This is a genomic window from Aliiroseovarius crassostreae (genome assembly GCF_001307765.1).
Taxonomy (GTDB): Bacteria; Pseudomonadota; Alphaproteobacteria; order Rhodobacterales; family Rhodobacteraceae; genus Aliiroseovarius; species Aliiroseovarius crassostreae.
In genome coordinates this window covers 714,850-732,083 of sequence record NZ_LKBA01000006.1, presented here as the reverse complement: position 1 = coordinate 732,083, position 17,234 = coordinate 714,850, and the positions used below count along the sequence as shown (strand labels likewise).

Here is a 17,234-nt window from a genome sequence, read left to right as displayed (position 1 = left end):
CCCTGTGCGCCGGTTGCAGAAAAGCAGAAGTTGAAAAGGCTGGACAGATTGCCGGTCAATCGCTACATCGCCCCCATGATCACGCGGACCCATCCCCTCTGCGGCCCTGCCGCCATCCGACGCCGACGCTTTCGCGCCTGACGTCCGGTTTCGCTTGATCGCGCGCCAGTTCGGCGCATCCCTCCAAACATCTCCACCTGAAAAACCACTGTAATTGTTGACTTGAAGCCCGCCTTTCGGCACGAAAGGGGCTTCGATAGACCACGAAGGATATCACCATGATCCCGTCGCTTCTGCCGACCTATAACCGTGTTCCCCTCGCGTTTGAGCGTGGCCAGGGAAGCTGGCTCGTGACCGAGGGCGGGGTGCGATATCTTGATCTGGCGTCCGGCATCGCGGTGAACGCGCTGGGCCATGCCCATCCCGCATTGGTTGAGGTGATCACGGAGCAGGCCGCCAAGCTGTGGCATGTGTCGAACCTCTACCAGATCCCCGGCCAGCAGGCGCTGGCAGATGCGCTGGTGGACAAGACCTTTGCCGACACCGCGTTTTTCACCAACTCGGGCACCGAGGCCTGCGAGCTGGCGGTCAAGATGGCGCGCAAATACTGGCATGACAAAGGCCAGCCGGAACGGGTGGAGATCATCGGTTTCGAAGGCTCGTTCCATGGCCGTTCCTCGGCGGGGATTGCCGCGGCAGGCGGTGAGAAACTTACCAAAGGGTTCGGACCTTTGCTGCCGGGCTTCAAGCATCTTGCCTTTGGGGATCTGGACGGTCTGACCGATGCGCTGTCACATGACACTGTGGCGGCGGTGATCATCGAACCGGTTCAGGGCGAGGGCGGCATTCGCCCGGTGCCGGATACTGAGCTGAAGGCGATCCGCGCGGCCTGTGATGAGGCTGGTGTGCTGCTCATCTTTGACGAGGTGCAATGTGGTGTTGGCCGCACCGGCAAGCTCTTTGCCCATGAATGGGCCGGGGTGACACCGGATATCATGATGGTTGCCAAAGGCATTGGCGGGGGCTTTCCGCTGGGCGCGGTTCTGGCCACGCAAGAGGCCGCCTCGGGCATGGTGGCAGGCACGCATGGCTCGACCTATGGCGGCAACCCGCTGGCCTGTGCGGTGGGCAACAAAGTGCTCGAGATCATCTCGGATGAGGCCTTCCTGGATGAGGTGAACCGCAAGGCGGCGCTGCTCCGGCAGAAACTGGAAGGGCTGGTGGCAAGCCATCCCGACGTTTTCGAAGAGGTGCGGGGGGCGGGCCTGATGCTGGGCTTGAAATGCAAGCCCGCCAACACCGATGTGCTGTCCGCCTGTTACGACGCGCATCTGCTGGTGGTGCCGGCCGGCGACAATGTGCTGCGCCTGCTGCCGGCGCTGACGATTGAAGACGACGATATTGACGCCGCGCTCTCGCGGCTGGATCAGGCCGCCACTGCGGTAGAAGGGCAAGCCCAATGAAACATTTCCTTGATATCCACAAAACCGATGTTGGCGACCTGAAGGCGATGCTGACCCAGGCCCATGACATGAAACAGGCGCGCAAGGGACAGCCCAAGGCAACGCTCGATGCGGATCAGCCGCTGAAGGATCACATGGTTGCGCTGATTTTTGAAAAACCGTCTACCCGCACCCGGGTGAGCTTTGATGTCGGCGTGCGCCAGCTGGGTGGGCAGACCATGGTCCTGTCGGGATCCGAGATGCAGCTGGGCCATGGCGAAACCGTCGCCGACACGGCGCGCGTCCTGTCGCGCTATGTCGATATGATCATGATCCGCACCTTTGAAGAGGCCACCCTGCTGGAGATGGCCGAACATGCCGATGTGCCGGTGATCAACGGGCTGACCAACCGCTCGCACCCTTGCCAGATCATGGCCGATATCCTGACCTATGAAGAGCATCGCGGCTCCATCGAGGGCAAGAAAGTGGTCTGGGCGGGGGATGGCAACAATGTCTGCGCGTCGTTCATCCATGCCGCCGGACAGTTTGGGTTTGACCTGACCTTTACCGGGCCGGACGTGCTGGATCCCGAACAGGTTTTCGTCGCGGACGCCCGCGCCAAAGGGGCCAGGATCGAGATCGAGCGCAATCCGATGAAGGCCGTGGAAGGGGCTGACCTGGTGGTTGCGGATACCTGGGTCAGCATGCATGACGCCCCCTCAGCGCGTGAGCGGCGCCATAACCTGCTGCGCCCCTATCAGGTGAATGACGAATTGATGAAAGCGGCCAATGACGACGCGCTGTTCATGCATTGCCTGCCTGCCCACCGGGAAGAAGAGGTCACCAATTCGGTCATGGACGGGCCGCAATCGGTGATCTTTGACGAAGCGGAAAACCGGCTTCATGCGCAAAAGGCTGTCATGCGCTGGTGCCTCGGCAAATAAGCGCATTCAGCTTACGCTGCGTCAACATCTCAGTAAGGGCGGATCCTCGACAGGATTCGCCCATATTTTTGCCTAATTTCCCGTTAAGATAGAGGGGGTAGCCAGTGAATGTGTATCGAGAAACCTTGATTTTCTGCCAATCAACACTCTGAGATAAAATGAATTTTGAACATTTGACACATTTTTCGCAAACACTCGCCAACCCGCATGTCGGGGCTTTATTGGTTGGTGGGTTGTGGTCTTACTGGTTTGGCGCAACCTACTCTCGTTTCTGGGTGATGCGTCATCTTCACCTCGCGGGTCTGATTGTGCTGATCATGCTGACCTTCTACCTGATTGGCGTGCTGCTGCTCAGGGGAGGGGGCTATCTGACAGACACGCTGCCCCAGATGCCGGTCGGCGGATGAGGATGCATTGATACCAAACCGCGTGATGAAAAAGCCGCGCTGAGAGGCGCGGCTTTTCTAGTTTTGCTCTGTGATTTTCTTGCCGGAGGGCGTTTAGCCAACCATGGCGTTCAGGATGTAAAAAATCACTGCAGACATGAGGGCCGCGGCAGGCACGGTGATCACCCAGGCCGCCACAATGGTCATGAAATGGGACCGGCGCACCAGCTTGCGGCGGCGGCGCTCTTCGGCGGGCAGGCGCCGGGCTTCCGGGCGCTTCGATGCCTGACCACGCAGGCGGCGCTCCATATGCCATTCGCGGTAGAACCCCACGCCGAACACGCCGCCCACGGCGATATGGGTCGAGGATACCGGCAGGCCCAGCCAGCTGGCCACAATCACGGTGATGGCTGCGGACAGGGCCACACAATAGGCGCGCATCGGGTTCAGCTTGGTGATCTGGCTGCCGACCATGCGGATCAGTTTGGGGCCAAACAGGACCAGGCCAAACGAGATCCCGAAGGCGCCGATCACCATCACCCAGACCGGGATCGGCACTTTCGAGGCAAAATCACCGACGCTTTCGACATGCACGATGGCGGCCAGCGGGCCAACCGCATTGGCCACGTCATTGGCCCCATGGGCAAAAGACAGCATCGCGGCCGAGAAGATCAGCGGCAGGCCAAACAACGCCTTCAGCGATTTGGTGCGGTTCTCAAGCCCTTGGGCCTGTCTGGCAATCAGGGGTGCCGAAATCGCATAGGCCGTGCCCCCCACGAAAGCGCCGATCATCAGCGCAGTGACAAGGTCGATCTTGATGATCCGCTTGAACCCTTTGATGGCAAGATAGGCGCCAAAGGCGGCGGCCATGATGCCGATCAGCACCGGCACCCAGCGTTTGGCCGCTGCAATCTTGTCGTCCTGATAGATGATCTTGGCCTTGATGAAGGCCAGGAACAGGGCTGCGATCGCGCCGCCCAGAACCGGTGAGATTACCCAGCTGGCGGCAATCTTGCCCATCGTCGGCCAGCTTACTGCAGCAAAGCCTGCCGCCGCGATGCCCGCCCCCATCACGCCACCAACAACCGAGTGCGTGGTCGAAACCGGTGCTCCTACCCAGGTGGCAAGGTTCACCCAAAGGGCGGAAGAAATCAGTGCCGCCATCATGGCCCAGACAAAAACACGCACATCTGAAAACCCGGACGGATCAATGATGCCCTTGGAGATGGTCGACACAACATCGCCCCCCGCCAGCATGGCCCCCGCACTTTCGAAAAGGGCAGCAATCACGATCGCGCCCCCCATGGTCAGCGCATTCGCCCCCACGGCGGGACCCATGTTGTTGGCCACGTCATTGGCACCGATATTGATCGCCATGTAAGCGCCAAATGCGGCGGCAGTCACCACCACAAGCGAGGTCGGGGTGCCGCCGAAAAACACGGCAGCCCCAATGGCGGCCACGACGATAAAGACCAGAGCAACCCCCATGCCCACCAGCGGGCGCGAGATATATTGCGCGGCATATTCAAACTGGCTGATTTTGTTCAGGTCTTTGTCCAGCGTGTTCCACTGGTTGCCCTTCGGTGCGTCCGACATGGCTCCGGTCCCCTTGTCTTGGCCTGATGCCCGTTGACCGGCAGAGGTGTGACAGTGTCACAAAACGGTCATCCAGGCGTTACACTCAGGGGCTGCGCTAGCGCGTCAGCGCCTCAATTGCAACAGGGAATGGGGCTGGTCGGTCCGGTGGGGCGCAGTGTTGCAGAACTGGCGACAGAAGCCGAAATGATAGCGCCTGAAAATTGGTCAGAAATTACGCAGGAGCCGTTTCAGTCCCGGCTCATCCACCATTTTCGCCGCTTTTTCCGGGGCCACCCATTTGCGGGTGCGTTCATGGGATTCGGGAAACTCGTCCGCCAGTTTCTTGACCTTCAGCGGAAACACCGTTGCCTCGCAGCGGGTGACAAGCCCGTTATCAAGCGCCTTCTCATAAGAAAACGCACCCACCGGCATGTGTCCCAGCTTGGCTTCCTTGACGCCGGCCTCTTCCCAGGCCTCCTGCGCGGCCGCATCCGGGGCGGCTTTTCCCTCCATCGGCCAGCCTTTTGGCAAAATCCAGCGCCCGGTGCCACGTGACGTCACCAGCAGGACCTCTTTCTCTTCCCCCTTGCCGCGATAGCACAGCGCAGCCACCTGCGGATAAGACGGGCGGCGAAACAGGGGAGCGACATATTCCTCCCAGGCGTATTTCAGGATTTGAGGCATGGATCGGGCTGTTCTGGGCCTGTGGCGTGTTCTTCACGTGTTATTTTGCTGCGTATCAGGCGGATATAAGGGGGCTGTGGGTAGAATTCAAGCACTGAGCTCTTGGCAATGAGCACTTAGCACTGAGCAACGGAGGCGTGGCTGGGACCATACGGGGGGGCAGCCTCGTGCCTTGGTAAGGGGCGTTGCCCCTCGGCCCCCCTCTTCGAGTGCGGCCTCACCCCAGGATGTTTTTGACCAGAAAATGAGGCGGGATGTTCCTGTCCGCACCGGTGTGTTTCGCGCAGGGCTTACTTTGTGCGTGGTTTCGCGCGGGGTTTATTTCGTGCGCGGTTTCGCGCGCAACGTCGGATCGGCCTGGGTCGGGTCTTCGGGCCAGGGATGTTTCGGGTAGCGCCCACGCATGTCCTTGCGCACGTCAGCGTATGAACTGGCCCAGAAGCCGGGGATATCAAGCGTGGTCTGCACCGGTTTATGTCCGGGTGACAGCAGGGTGACGCGCAGCGGGGTGCGGCCCACCATGGGGTGGCGGGTCACGCCAAAAAGCTCTTGCAGGCGGATCTGGATTTCCGGGTGGTCGCCGGCATAGTCAATCGGAACCTTCCGCCCCAGCGGTGTTTCGAAATGGGCGGGGGCGAGCCGGTCCAGCATCTGCATCTGTGGCCAGTCGAGCCGCGCGCGCAGGGCCTCAAGCGCGTCGAATTTTTTCCAGTCGGTGGCGGTTTTCACCCCGGAAAGATGCGGTAGCAACCAGGTTTCGAGGCTTTCCATCAGCGCGCTTTCCCGCATGTCCGGCAGCTCTTCCCCCTCATCGCGCAGCAACTCAACCCGCGCCACAAAACGTTTTGCGGCATCTGACAGGCGCAGGCCCAGGTCGCGCACCCCGTCCAGCATGGCGCGGGCGATCTCCTCGTTCGGGGCGTCTTTCCAGATCCGGTCGTCCAGCACCACGGCCCCGAGCCGTTCCCGGCGTCGCGCCACGACACGGCCGTCACGTCTGGACCATTCACAGTCATCATGCCAGCGGATATTGTCCGCGAACAGCTCGCGCAGTTCGCTTTCGCTGATCTGGATGGCCTGACGGATTTTTGCTTCGCGCGGATTGCCGTCGGTATCGGTCACGACGATCAGCCTGGCATTGGCCAGCGGTGTGGCCGGGTCCATGATGCAGCCCTTGCCGCCGGACAGCACGAAACGGGGGGTGTCCCCCGGGCGGCGCAGGCCAATGCGGTCGGGATAGGCGAGGGCCGTCTGTTGGGCCTCAGTCAGGTCCGGCCCCTCGGGCACCATGCGCGCCACCCGCCTGGCCTCGGCCCGGATACGCTCAACCGCGCCCCGATTGGCCTGCAGCCCCCGGTGCCGGGCAAACCCGTTGGGGTCGCGGATCGCCTCAAGTCGGAGCGCAAGATCGGGATCCGCCCCGCGGGGCAGCGGATCCCGTTCCCCCCAAAGGGCGGCGAGCGGTGCCGCGGACGCGCCGGCAACCACCATCATATGCCCGAGGCGCGGATGCATCGGCAGGCGCGCAAGCTGGCGACCGTGATCGGTGATCCGCCCGTCAGCATCCAACGCCCCCAGATCACGGAGCAACTGCTGGGCTTCGCGCAGGATCCCGGCATTTGGCGGGGTCAGGAAGGCCAGCCCAGACCCGTCGGCAGCCCCCCACATCGCAAGCTCCAACGCCAGTGGCGCAAGGTCGGCAGTTTCGATTTCAGCGGGCGGGAACGGCGGCAACCCGCCTTCTTCGCCGCGTGTCCACAACCGGTAGCAAACCCCCTCTGCCACCCGACCGGCGCGCCCCTGCCTCTGGGTGGCTTCGGCCTTGGAGACACGTTCGGTCACCAGGCGCGACATGCCGGACCCCGGATCAAATCGCGCCCGGCGCGCCAGCCCCGCATCGACCACCACACGAATGTCCTGAATGGTCAGTGAGGTTTCGGCAATGGCGGTTGCCAGCACGATCTTGCGCCCCGTGCCTGCGGGCTGAATGGCCGCGCGCTGGGCCGAAAACTCCATGGCGCCGAAAAGAGTGTGGAGGTGGCAATCCTGCGGCAGGCGCCCCCTCAGGGCGGCTTCGCAGCGCCGGATTTCCCCCTCGCCGGGCAGGAACACCAACACGCCGCCCGCTGTTTCGTCAAGGGCCCGCAACACGAGATCTGCGGTTGCCTCCGGGAGACGTACGCCCTTGGCAAGGGGGCGATCGAGGTGCCGGGTTTCGACCGGAAAAGCGCGCCCGTGCGAGCGGATGATCGGTGCGTCTTCCAGCAGCCGCGCCACCGGTTCGGCGTCCAGCGTCGCGGACATGACCACCAGTTTCAGGTCGTCTCGCAGCGCGCCCATGGCCTCCCATGTCAGGGCCAGCCCGAGATCCGCCACCAGGGAGCGTTCGTGGAACTCGTCGAAGATCACGGCGCCGACCCCCTCAAGGGACGGGTCGGATTGCAACATCCGGGTCAGGATCCCCTCGGTCACCACCTCGATACACGTGGCCTTTGACGTTTTCACCTCACCGCGAATGCGATAGCCCACGGTTTGCCCGACAGGTTCCCCAAGGGTTTGCGCCATGCGCTCGGCCGCGGTGCGTGCAGCAAGCCTGCGCGGCTCCAGCATGATCAGCCGCCCTTCAAAAGCGCCCGCCGCCAGCATCTTCAGGGGCACCAGGGTGGTTTTGCCCGCCCCCGGTGGGGCCATCAACACCGCGCGCCCGGTGTCATGAAGGGCCGTGAGAAGATCGGGCAGGGCGTCGTGAATGGGCAGTTGATCCGTCATGCCCCCTTATCCCCAAGCTGGTGCAGCCCGTCCAGTCACCACTTTTTTCTTGTTTCAAATATCTCGGGGTGAGCGAGCTTGCCTCGCGAGGGGCAGCGCCCCTGATCTGCCCCGGCGGCCAACAGGGATCGCCCTACAAAGGGTGCGCCCGGCAACGCTCTGGACGAACCCCCTTTGCCCCGTTATGACTTTCGCGGAAAATCGAGGGGGCAGGCATGGACATTCAGGATCTCGCGAACCGGGTAGCGGCAGGAGAGCGCCGGGCGCTGGCGCGGGCGATCACTCTGGTCGAAAGTGCGCGCAAGGATCACCGGGCGCAGGCGACCGAGCTGCTCGAGGCGGTGGCCCCCCTGAAACGCGAAGCATTGCGGATCGGTCTGTCCGGCACGCCGGGGGTCGGGAAATCCACCTTTATCGAAGCCTTTGGCATGTTCCTGATCGAACAGGGGCTCAAAGTGGCGGTTCTGGCCGTTGACCCGTCATCGGCGCGCTCTGGCGGGTCCATTCTGGGGGACAAGACCCGGATGGAAAGCCTGTCGCGGGAGAAAAACGCCTTTATCCGCCCCTCGCCATCGCAGGCGCAGATGGGGGGCGTTGCGCGCCGCTCGCGTGAGGCGGTGGCGCTGTGTGAGGCGGCGGGGTTTGATGTGGTCCTGATCGAAACCGTGGGGGTGGGCCAGTCCGAGACCATGGTGGCGGAAATGGCGGATCTGTTCCTGCTCCTGATTGCGCCTGCGGGCGGGGATGAGTTGCAGGGGGTGAAACGCGGCATCATGGAAATCGCCGATATCATCCTGGTGAACAAGGCTGACGGGCCGCTGAAGGAAACCGCCATGCGGACCTGCGCGGATTATGCCGGTGCGTTGCGCCTGTTGCGCAAACGTCCCTATGACCCGGAAGGTTTCCCCAAGGCGCAGATGGTCTCTGCGGTCACCCATGCAGGTCTGCCCGAGGCCTGGGCGGCCATGACCGAGCTGAGTGACTGGCGCCGCGCACAGGGGCACTGGTCCACCCGCCGGGCCGAGCAGGCGCGTCACTGGTTCGAGGAAGATGTGCGCCTTGGCCTTCTGGCGGCCCTTGAAAAGGGCGATATCCGCGCGCGCCTGAATGTTCTGGGCGGGCAGGTTGCCCGTGGCGAGGTGGGGGCCAGTCGTGCGGCGGAAGAGATGATTGCCCATATTCACGCCGACATGCGCTGATGCCAGCGGCGGGCCCTCCCGCGCCTTATTGACCTGCGGTCGTCAGGCTTGGGGGTGGCTCACTTCGTGAGCCTGAAGGGGCTTTGCCCCTCGGTCCCCCTTTTTGAGGGGGCCCTCACCCCAGGATATTGTTGACCAGAAAATGGGGGCGGGGTGACGCAGTTCGATCTTGGCAAACTGGACGAGCGCTGTCGTCGTCTTGTTGGGGATACTCTCGATGACAAACGAGCATCGGAACTGATTTCGGCCGTTCTTCGGCATGGTACGCTGGAACGTGGCGACGCGCAGATTGTGCTCAAGGCCTCTGAGCGTGCGGTACGCAATACGCGGAGCAAACTGACCGCCGCTGGATACTTGACTTTCACCTTGCCGAAGATGTCGGTTCGGTTAGCGTTTCCATTAGATTCTCGAGAGCGGCTCTTTCCAAATCTGTCTGGAGATGGCGCGCCCCAAAATAACGCTGGGGATGCAGGGAGAAATGCCTGACCGCCGGCTTTTCCCATGGGCGGTGAGATTTCCACTAAGGCTCGCTCGTTTGTCACTTGTCCTCCGTGATGGACATTAGACGGTTCGCTCATGGGTGTTGGAAAGTCGCTTGATCAAAGCTAATGGATCAAATTGGTTTTGCCTTTGCCCCAAGGTGATACTGTGAAAATACGCTCCAAAGTCCCTGGTGCGTTTTCCAAGCTGTAGCATGATGAAGGTCGCGCATGATGCTTTCTGAGCTCCTGCAGCATTCTTGGCGTTCTCGAATGTTTCTGGGGGAATGCCCATAAGCCAAAGCACTGACGACGCAAGGGTTGCTCTCCTGCGCATTTTCGAGAAGGAGCAACGTCTGCTTGCCGCAGTTGATCACATCGCGCGAAGGCGCGCGAGGAGCGCAGACCCCACGGCAACCGCATCTCGCAATTAAGGGCAAAAAATTCACCAAACGCGACACCAGGCCTTCATCTGCGATGACAGGTCGGGCTTTCCTATGTTTACGCGGCTTTCAGATTTTCTCTTTAGGAGCAGCATTAAAGGGTTTTTCCTTTGCCCGAGGATTGTGCTGCTTTGGTCAAAAAAATGCCCTAGTGGTCACGCAGGGTCGCTTGGTCAAGAAAGATGGAAAGTAGGTATTTATCATGGCAATAAACACGATAGAGGCATTCTACCTAGGGATTTTTTCCGATCTTGACCTGGATGAATCCGATTTTCAGTCCGAGGGATCATCATCCCTTCTGGGGCTGACCTTCGGCGGCCCCGATGCGCCGCTTTATGACAGCATCGACAGTCTGGGCATGGACGATGCCAATGACGATGGCAGCGTGAAGGAAAACGACAACGGCCAGACCGGCGAGGATCTGATCTACGACGGCGTGCGCTCCACGCTTGACAGCGTCATCGATTACAACGTGACCATCACCTATTCGGACGGCACGACCGTGACGACCCAGATGGGGGTCGTTCAGGACGAGATGGGGCGCCTGTTTCTCAGGCCCTATGGCACCGGAAACGGGTTCAACGACGTTCTCGACGACAAACCAATCGAGTCCATTACGCTCGACAGTATCGTCGGCGATAGTTTCAGCGGCAATGTAGCCTTTGCCGAACAGGATGCGTTCATAGACGGGGATGTGGACGGCACCTCGGGTGATGACGCTATGGGCACCAGCTACATCGACGCTGACGGCACCCAGATGAACGCCTATGGCGGCGACGATACGGTGGATGGCGGCGCTGGCAACGACACAATCCAGACCGGTGCGGGTCAAGATCAGGTTCAGGGCGGTAGCGGTGCGGACACCATCGACGCGGGGGAAGGCGACGACACGGTGGATGGCGGCACCGGCGACGACACGATCGAAGGCGGCGAAGGGGCCGACGCGATTGCAGGCGGCGATGGCGCCGACGTCATCATCGACAGCAGCGCGACTTCGCAGGATACGATTGACGGCGGGGCCGGGGCCGACAGCATCTCTGTGGGCGGCGGCGATGACCTCGTCTATGGCGGCACGGGTTCCGATACGATTGCGGGCGGTGACGGGGCTGATGTCATCTACGGCGGCGAAGACCCGGCAACCTCGGTCGGCGGCAGCAACACGGTGGTCACGACCTATTCGGTCATTCATCTTGGCCGTGCGCCCGAGGTGGACAACGCCGAAGGTGATGCGGCGAACGATAATGAGAACGGGCTGCTCGGCACCTATGGCGGGCCAGGGGCGGAACTTTACAACGCGATCCAGACGGCGACGACGACCGACAGCAACGCCAGCGGCCATATTGATCCCGACGACGATGCCACGCCGGAAACCATCACGGTCGACGGCATCGACAAGATCATCGATACGGGCGTTGTTTATAACGCAACGGTGACGTTTACCGACGGCACCAGCGGGACCTTCACGGCCGTGGTAATCCAGACCACGGACGGCGAAACCTACATGATGCCGGAAGTGTCGAACAATGACGACAACGTCCTGTTGACCAGCAAACCGATCGAGAGCATTTCGCTTGATAGCGTCGCGGTAAATTACACGGATATCATTCCGCAGCGGTTGGATGCGGATTACGCCCTGCCTGGAGACACCGATACCTCGGGTGACAGTATCGATGGAGGGGCGGGCGCCGATACGATCTTTGGCGGTGCGGGGTCCGATACGATAGATGGTGGTACCGGCGATGACAGCCTCGCAGGCGGCGATGATGCCGATACCTTCGTCGTGCAGGACGGGTTCGGCACTGACACCATTCTCGGCGGCGAGGGCGGGATCGACAGCGATACGATCGACCTGTCGCGTGTAACGGCCCCGGTCACGGTCACCTATACGGGCGACGAGGCGGGCACGATCACCGATGGCGCGAATACCATCACGTTCTCGGGCGTCGAAAACCTCATTCTGACTGACCTGGCCGATCTGGTCGATGGAACCGCTGATGGCTCTGGCCTGAATGTCGTCGCAGGCGGTGGCGACGACACGGTGACCGGCGGGTTTGGCAATGACACGGTGGATGGTGGTGACGGGGCCGACGACATCCAGGGCGGAGATGGCGGCGACCTGCTCTACGGCAGTGCCGGGTTCGATACGATTGACGGCGGAACGGGCAACGACACCATCTTTGGCGGGTCCGACATGGCAACGATCACCGGCGGTGATGGGGATGACCAGATTTTCGCAGCCAGCAGCGGCTCCAGCATCGATGGCGGAACCGGGGCGGACACGATTCAGGGGTCGGTCGTGGACGACACGATCATCGGCGGCTCTGGCGACGATTCGATCATCGCCAATGGCGGGGATGACCTCATCGACGCCGGATCGGGCGACGATCTTGTCGACGGTGGCGCGGGCAACGATACGATAGACGGGGGGTCGCTCCCGGATCGTCAGGCGCTGGAATGGTCCGAAGAAGGCAGCGGCACGGATATCGGCAGCGGTTTCACCCAGAATACCGGTGATATGGATATCACCGTGACCTTTCAAAAGTTTACCAGTGATCCCAACAGCGATGCGGTGATCAGAACCAACGAGCAATATGTCGAAACCGATGAAGGCATCGATGCGTTCTCCGCTCTCTTGATCGAGGGCGGTGACCAGCTGGGAACCACGACGCGCACGACGCTTGATTTCGCGGCTGCGCAAGCCGGTGTTTCCGACGAGGTCGAAAACGTCGTGTTCCGTCTCAACGACGTGGACAATAGCTCCTTCTATACAGACAGCGTCACGATCCTCGCCTATGACGCCGATGGCAACGCCGTCCCGGTGACATTATCGCAGCCCGGCGCAACCGATCCCGACAATATCTCGGGCAACACGGTCACCGCCAGCGGTGGCGGCGATAGCTCGAGCAGCGTGAACGGCTCGGTCCTGGTCGAGATCCCGGGGCCGGTGTCGAAGATCGTGATCCTCCACGGCAACTCCGGTTCGACCGTGACCAGTCATTCGCTTTATGTCTCGGATGTGCATTTCGATCCGATCTCCACCGTACCGGAGACGGATAACGACACGCTGACCGGCGGCGATGGCGACGATGTTTTTATTGTCGGGGACGGCCATGACACCATCACCGACTTCAACACCGGCAACAGCGGCGCGCTTGGCGACAGTGATACCACCAACAACGACTTCATTGATCTGTCGGGACATTACGACAGCATGTCGGAGTTGTACGCCGACCAGGCCGATGACGGTATCCTCAACCAGTCCAACACCACTGATACCAAAGGCAACACGGTCGACTATTCCGACAACACCCAGTTCGGCCCGGACAGCAGCCTGACCATCCAGGGGGCGACCGCCGACAAATCCACGTTTACCACAGACAATACCGGGGTCGCCTGTTTCACCTCCGGCACATCGATCCGCACACCCGAGGGCGAGGTTTTGATCGATAACCTCCGCAAGGGCGATCTGGCCTACACGCTCGACAACGGCCCGCAACCCATTCGCTGGATCGGGTCGCGCCACGTCTCCGCGGCCGAGCTTGACGCCCATCCCAACCTGCGCCCGATCCGCATCCGTGCGGGCGCGCTTGGCCCGAACATTCCCGAACAGGATCTCATCGTGTCCCCCCAGCACCGGATTCTCGTTCGTTCGCGGATTGCCGTGCGCATGTTCGATGCTCAGGAAGTGCTGGTCGCCGCCAAGCACCTGCTGGAGGTTGATGGTGTCGATGTGGCCAGCGACCTCGCAGACATCACCTACTATCATTTCCTGTTTGACCAGCACGAGATCGTTGTGGCGCATGGGGCGGAAGCCGAAAGCCTGTACACCGGCCGGCAAGCTTTGAAATCCGTTTCACCAGAAGCACGAAAAGAAATTTTCCTGCTGTTCCCGGAGTTGGAGAGTGCCGATTGCCCACCGCCAACAGCCCGTCATATCGTTGCCAGAAAGAGAGCAAGCACTTTTGCTCAGCGTCACCTGAAAAACGGCCATCCATTGGTAACGGCCATCCACTGGTAACAGGTAAGCGATAAAACCAAACCATCCCGCAACCAAGGGCCGGACCGGGCATTCTGGCCCAAGAGCTGCCTCGCGGCGTTTCAGCGCACGAGACGTGCTGGCGCAGAGATACATTTCAGCGCCGCTGCCAGAACCAGGTAACCTTGCATTTTTGACGAACGACATCTCTCTGAAAGTGCTGGTGGTGCTAGCCTCTCTGCGCTCTGAAAGGGGGCTGAATCACTGTCCCTTTTGTCGTGCAGGTTTGGGACGACATATTGCAAAAATAGGGCCCGCTGCGCCATTGCCAGAGGCCCAGGCAACTGCCGCCTATCTTGCTTTCATGACCAAAGGCCCTGAACGCCGCGCCATGCGCCACCGTCGCGAAACTCCGCATCAAATCGCATAATACGAAGAAACAGAGTTCCGATCTTTTACGTTGCCGACCCAGAAGAGTTTTACGGTCGTAGCATGTTTATTTCTGCGAATCAGATCAGCAACAGTCCCTATACACGCAACAGTCCCCACACACGGAACAATCCCCATGCGCGCAACATTTCCCGTCACTTGCGAACACTGTTTCTCCAAACTCCCAGATTTCAAGGCATATTAATTAAATTTAAAGAAAATGATTTACTCGCAGTGATCGGCAGAGCGATAGATAGTGTCGCCCGCTTCGGAGGGGGCATTGCTCAGAAGAGAGACCTGTAAAGTAAGGATTCACCATGCCGAGAGACTATCAAGATTACCAGTTTACCGCGTTTCGGTCCCAGTCCCTCTTCGGGGGCGGCTCAGACGGTATTGGTTCCCAATTCACAGTGCCCTCCGGTGGGGCGGTTTCGATCTCGGTCCGGGACGATGAAGCAAACCTTGGCGGCGATTTGCGCTGGAACGAACATGCCGACGATCTTTACGTCAGCGGCGCAACCATCCGCAACGAGAGTGGCCAAAGCGTCGGCAATGGCGGCAAGATCTATGGCGAGCATTACACGGTCGTGCGTGACAGTTCCGGCCAGGAATACCGCATGGTCCGGATTGAGCAGAACAACTCGAACGAGGTGTTCTATTCGTTTGACAAGTCCTACGGTGTGCCGGACGAGGGCACGAACCTGACCGTGGTCCGGACCTACAATGTCAACAAGTGGTTCGGCGATATGTCGAGCTACCACAATCTGACGGTGCCGGACACGCCTGATCCTGTCACGGATCCCGATCCGCAGCCGGACACTGGCAGCATCTCGGGTCGGCTGTTCTTTGACGAGGATGGCGACACCACCCAGCGTAACGAGGACACCGGAGAGCTTGAACAGGGTGTCGCGGGCAATGTGGTGGAGCTGCGCCATGCCTACACCAAAGAGCTCATCGCGCGCACAACGACCGATGAAAACGGCAATTATCAATTCGACGGCGTCAAAGCGGGTGCCTACAATGTCACCTTTGAGGGCGAGGACGGACACGTCTTTGTCGGTAAAAGCCCGTCTGGCACGCCCGACAGCATCAGCGCGGACGTGAGGGGCGACGGCGCGGGCACCCGCGTGTTCGTGGAAGAAGGCGAGCACGTCCGCGATTGGGATGCTGGCCTCAAGATCGAGAGCGGCAGCATCGAGGGTACCGTCTTCATCGACGATGAATGCGATGGTCTCCAGATCAGCGACACCTATGAGACTCTGGGCGAAAACCTGATCCAGAACGGCGATTTCGAGGATAACAGTATTCGGGGCAGCTATTCCTTTAGCCGGATCAACGACTGGGATAAATCCGGCAAGGTCCGGACGGACAATCGGGATTACGGTCTGGGCAACGAGCGCGGCGACGCCGTTGTCAGGCTGGCGCATAACAACGAAGTCTCGCAGGATGTGCAGATCGAAAACGAGGGCACCTACCAGCTGACTTTTGATGCCCTCCAGTTCCGCAGCAGAAACGACGAAATCGAAGTGCGCGTCGACGGCAAGTTGATCGAGACGGTGCGCGTGGATGACGACAAGACCGTTACGATCGAGCTGGAACTGACCGAAGGCCGCCACGAGATCAGCTTTGAAGGCGATACCGGTGGCAACCGGGTTTACGGCGCGGGTCTGGATAATGTCGAGCTCCGCGAGGTCATCCTGACCGGGGACGAGGATGACACCAAGGAAGGCGTCACTGTTGCGCTTCAGAACCTCGACGGCACACCCGTTCTGGACAAGGACGGCGAACCGTTGACGACACAAACCGACGCGGACGGCAACTACCGCTTCGACAACGTTCCCGTGGGCGACTATCAGATCGTCGGCATTGCGCCGGATGGCACTGAATTCACATTGCAGGATGCGGGCGACAACGACGAGATCGACAGCGACGTGAACAGCGACGGCGTGTCCGGGACGATCGAGGTGCGCCACGATCAGACAGAGGACGTCGATATCGGCATCTGCGAGGTTGAGGAAGAAGAACTTGGCTCGCTTTCGGGCAAGTACTTCTTGGATAAGAACGGCGATGACCTCGACAACGATGGCGATGACAACGGCGTCCCAGGGATCAGGGTCGAACTATTCGATGCAGATGGTGTTTCCCTGAACCGCTTCGAGATCACAGATGAGGACGGCAACTATCGCTTCGAGGATCTAGAAGCCGGGACCTATAGTGTGCAGTTTTCCAATCCTGATGACAATACCACATTTGTCGCTGCCAATCAGGGGGACGACGACCGGATCGACAGCGATGTCGAGGATCTGGATGATGGTATCGGCCGGATCGAAGGGATCGTTGTGGTGGCAAATGAAGATACGCCCGACAATGATGCCGGTGTTGTCGAAAACGATGATGGCGGCTGTGGTCTCGGTCCCGATCCCGGCCCCAATCGCGGTGTCGATCACCCTGGCAAAGGCATGGATGGTGCCGATCTGATGAACATGTTCTTTATCCCGATGGAGAACGAACATGAACCCGTCGAGAAGGAAGAGGAGGACGAAACGGAGGCGGATTTCCTCCTGTGATCCGCATTGCCAATGGCGTGTCGCCAGGACGTATCTCGCGGTGAGGCGTAGCCCGCCGGATCAATAAGAGCGCAGCTATGAGATCTGGTCCGCCTCCTGCGTCGCCGACCCAAAGATATCTTCAATTATGTTCAAAGGTGCGTAATGTCGTCACAAAAAAGAAAGATTTTGGATGTAGGTCATGGCAACGGCAAGCAAGACACTGGGACGATTCCTATCTGACCGTGATCAGAAGCTGAGGCGGCGCACTCCTGTCACGTCGGACCTTTCGTGCCCGATGGAGGAGACGATCTTTCAGCCCGTCTCCTTTCTGTTGGTGAAGGGGCTTCGCCTCCGGA

The 17,234-nt window shown here is 60.4% G+C and carries 9 protein-coding genes and 1 pseudogene; 7 read left to right on the top strand and 3 right to left on the bottom strand.

Going from position 1 to position 17,234, the window contains the following annotated elements:
• Positions 1-278: 278 nt before the first annotated feature.
• The 3 genes from AKJ29_RS09920 (at position 279) to AKJ29_RS20030 (ending at position 2,793) form a co-directional block, all read left to right on the top strand.
• Positions 279-1,463: an aspartate aminotransferase family protein gene (locus AKJ29_RS09920; protein ID WP_055190328.1), complete on the top strand. Its 1,185-nt coding sequence runs from the start codon at positions 279-281 to the stop codon at positions 1,461-1,463.
• On the top strand, positions 1,460-2,386 hold the full coding sequence (argF, locus tag AKJ29_RS09915) for an ornithine carbamoyltransferase (protein ID WP_055190326.1): 927 nt from the start codon (positions 1,460-1,462) through the stop codon (positions 2,384-2,386). Before AKJ29_RS09920 ends, argF begins: the two co-directional genes overlap by 4 nt.
• Before the next feature lie 158 nt (positions 2,387-2,544).
• Complete coding sequence (locus AKJ29_RS20030; protein ID WP_055190324.1) at positions 2,545-2,793, top strand: hypothetical protein; 249 nt, start codon at positions 2,545-2,547, stop codon at positions 2,791-2,793.
• A 93-nt stretch (positions 2,794-2,886) separates the two neighbouring features.
• Here AKJ29_RS20030 and AKJ29_RS09905 read toward each other — a convergent pair whose 3' ends face one another.
• The 3 genes from AKJ29_RS09905 to hrpB form a co-directional block, all read right to left on the bottom strand.
• Complete coding sequence (locus AKJ29_RS09905) at positions 2,887-4,368, bottom strand: inorganic phosphate transporter (RefSeq protein WP_055190322.1); 1,482 nt, start codon at positions 4,366-4,368, stop codon at positions 2,887-2,889.
• 207 nt (positions 4,369-4,575) lie between these two features.
• Positions 4,576-5,034: an NUDIX hydrolase gene (locus tag AKJ29_RS09900; protein ID WP_055190320.1), complete on the bottom strand. Its 459-nt coding sequence runs from the start codon at positions 5,032-5,034 to the stop codon at positions 4,576-4,578.
• A 318-nt stretch (positions 5,035-5,352) separates the two neighbouring features.
• The gene (hrpB, locus tag AKJ29_RS09895) at positions 5,353-7,803 is read right to left on the bottom strand and encodes an ATP-dependent helicase HrpB (RefSeq protein ID WP_055190318.1); all 2,451 of its coding nucleotides are present in this window, start codon (positions 7,801-7,803) and stop codon (positions 5,353-5,355) included.
• Between the two features lie 215 nt (positions 7,804-8,018).
• Here hrpB and meaB point away from each other — a divergent pair, with 215 nt between their 5' ends.
• The 4 genes and pseudogenes from meaB to AKJ29_RS09870 all read left to right on the top strand — a co-directional run bounded on the left by meaB (position 8,019) and on the right by AKJ29_RS09870 (position 16,896).
• Complete coding sequence (meaB, locus tag AKJ29_RS09890) at positions 8,019-9,002, top strand: methylmalonyl Co-A mutase-associated GTPase MeaB (protein WP_055190316.1); 984 nt, start codon at positions 8,019-8,021, stop codon at positions 9,000-9,002.
• Between the two features lie 162 nt (positions 9,003-9,164).
• Positions 9,165-9,488, top strand: a pseudogene (locus tag AKJ29_RS18735) (hypothetical protein); the annotation flags it as partial.
• A gap of 638 nt (positions 9,489-10,126) precedes the next feature.
• Entirely contained in the window at positions 10,127-13,942 is a 3,816-nt protein-coding gene (locus AKJ29_RS09875) for a Hint domain-containing protein (protein ID WP_055190311.1), read from the top strand.
• Positions 13,943-14,646: 704 nt separating this feature from the next.
• Positions 14,647-16,896 (top strand): SdrD B-like domain-containing protein, encoded by a 2,250-nt coding sequence (locus AKJ29_RS09870; RefSeq protein ID WP_055190309.1) that lies wholly within the window; start codon positions 14,647-14,649, stop codon positions 16,894-16,896.
• Positions 16,897-17,234: the final 338 nt, after the last annotated feature.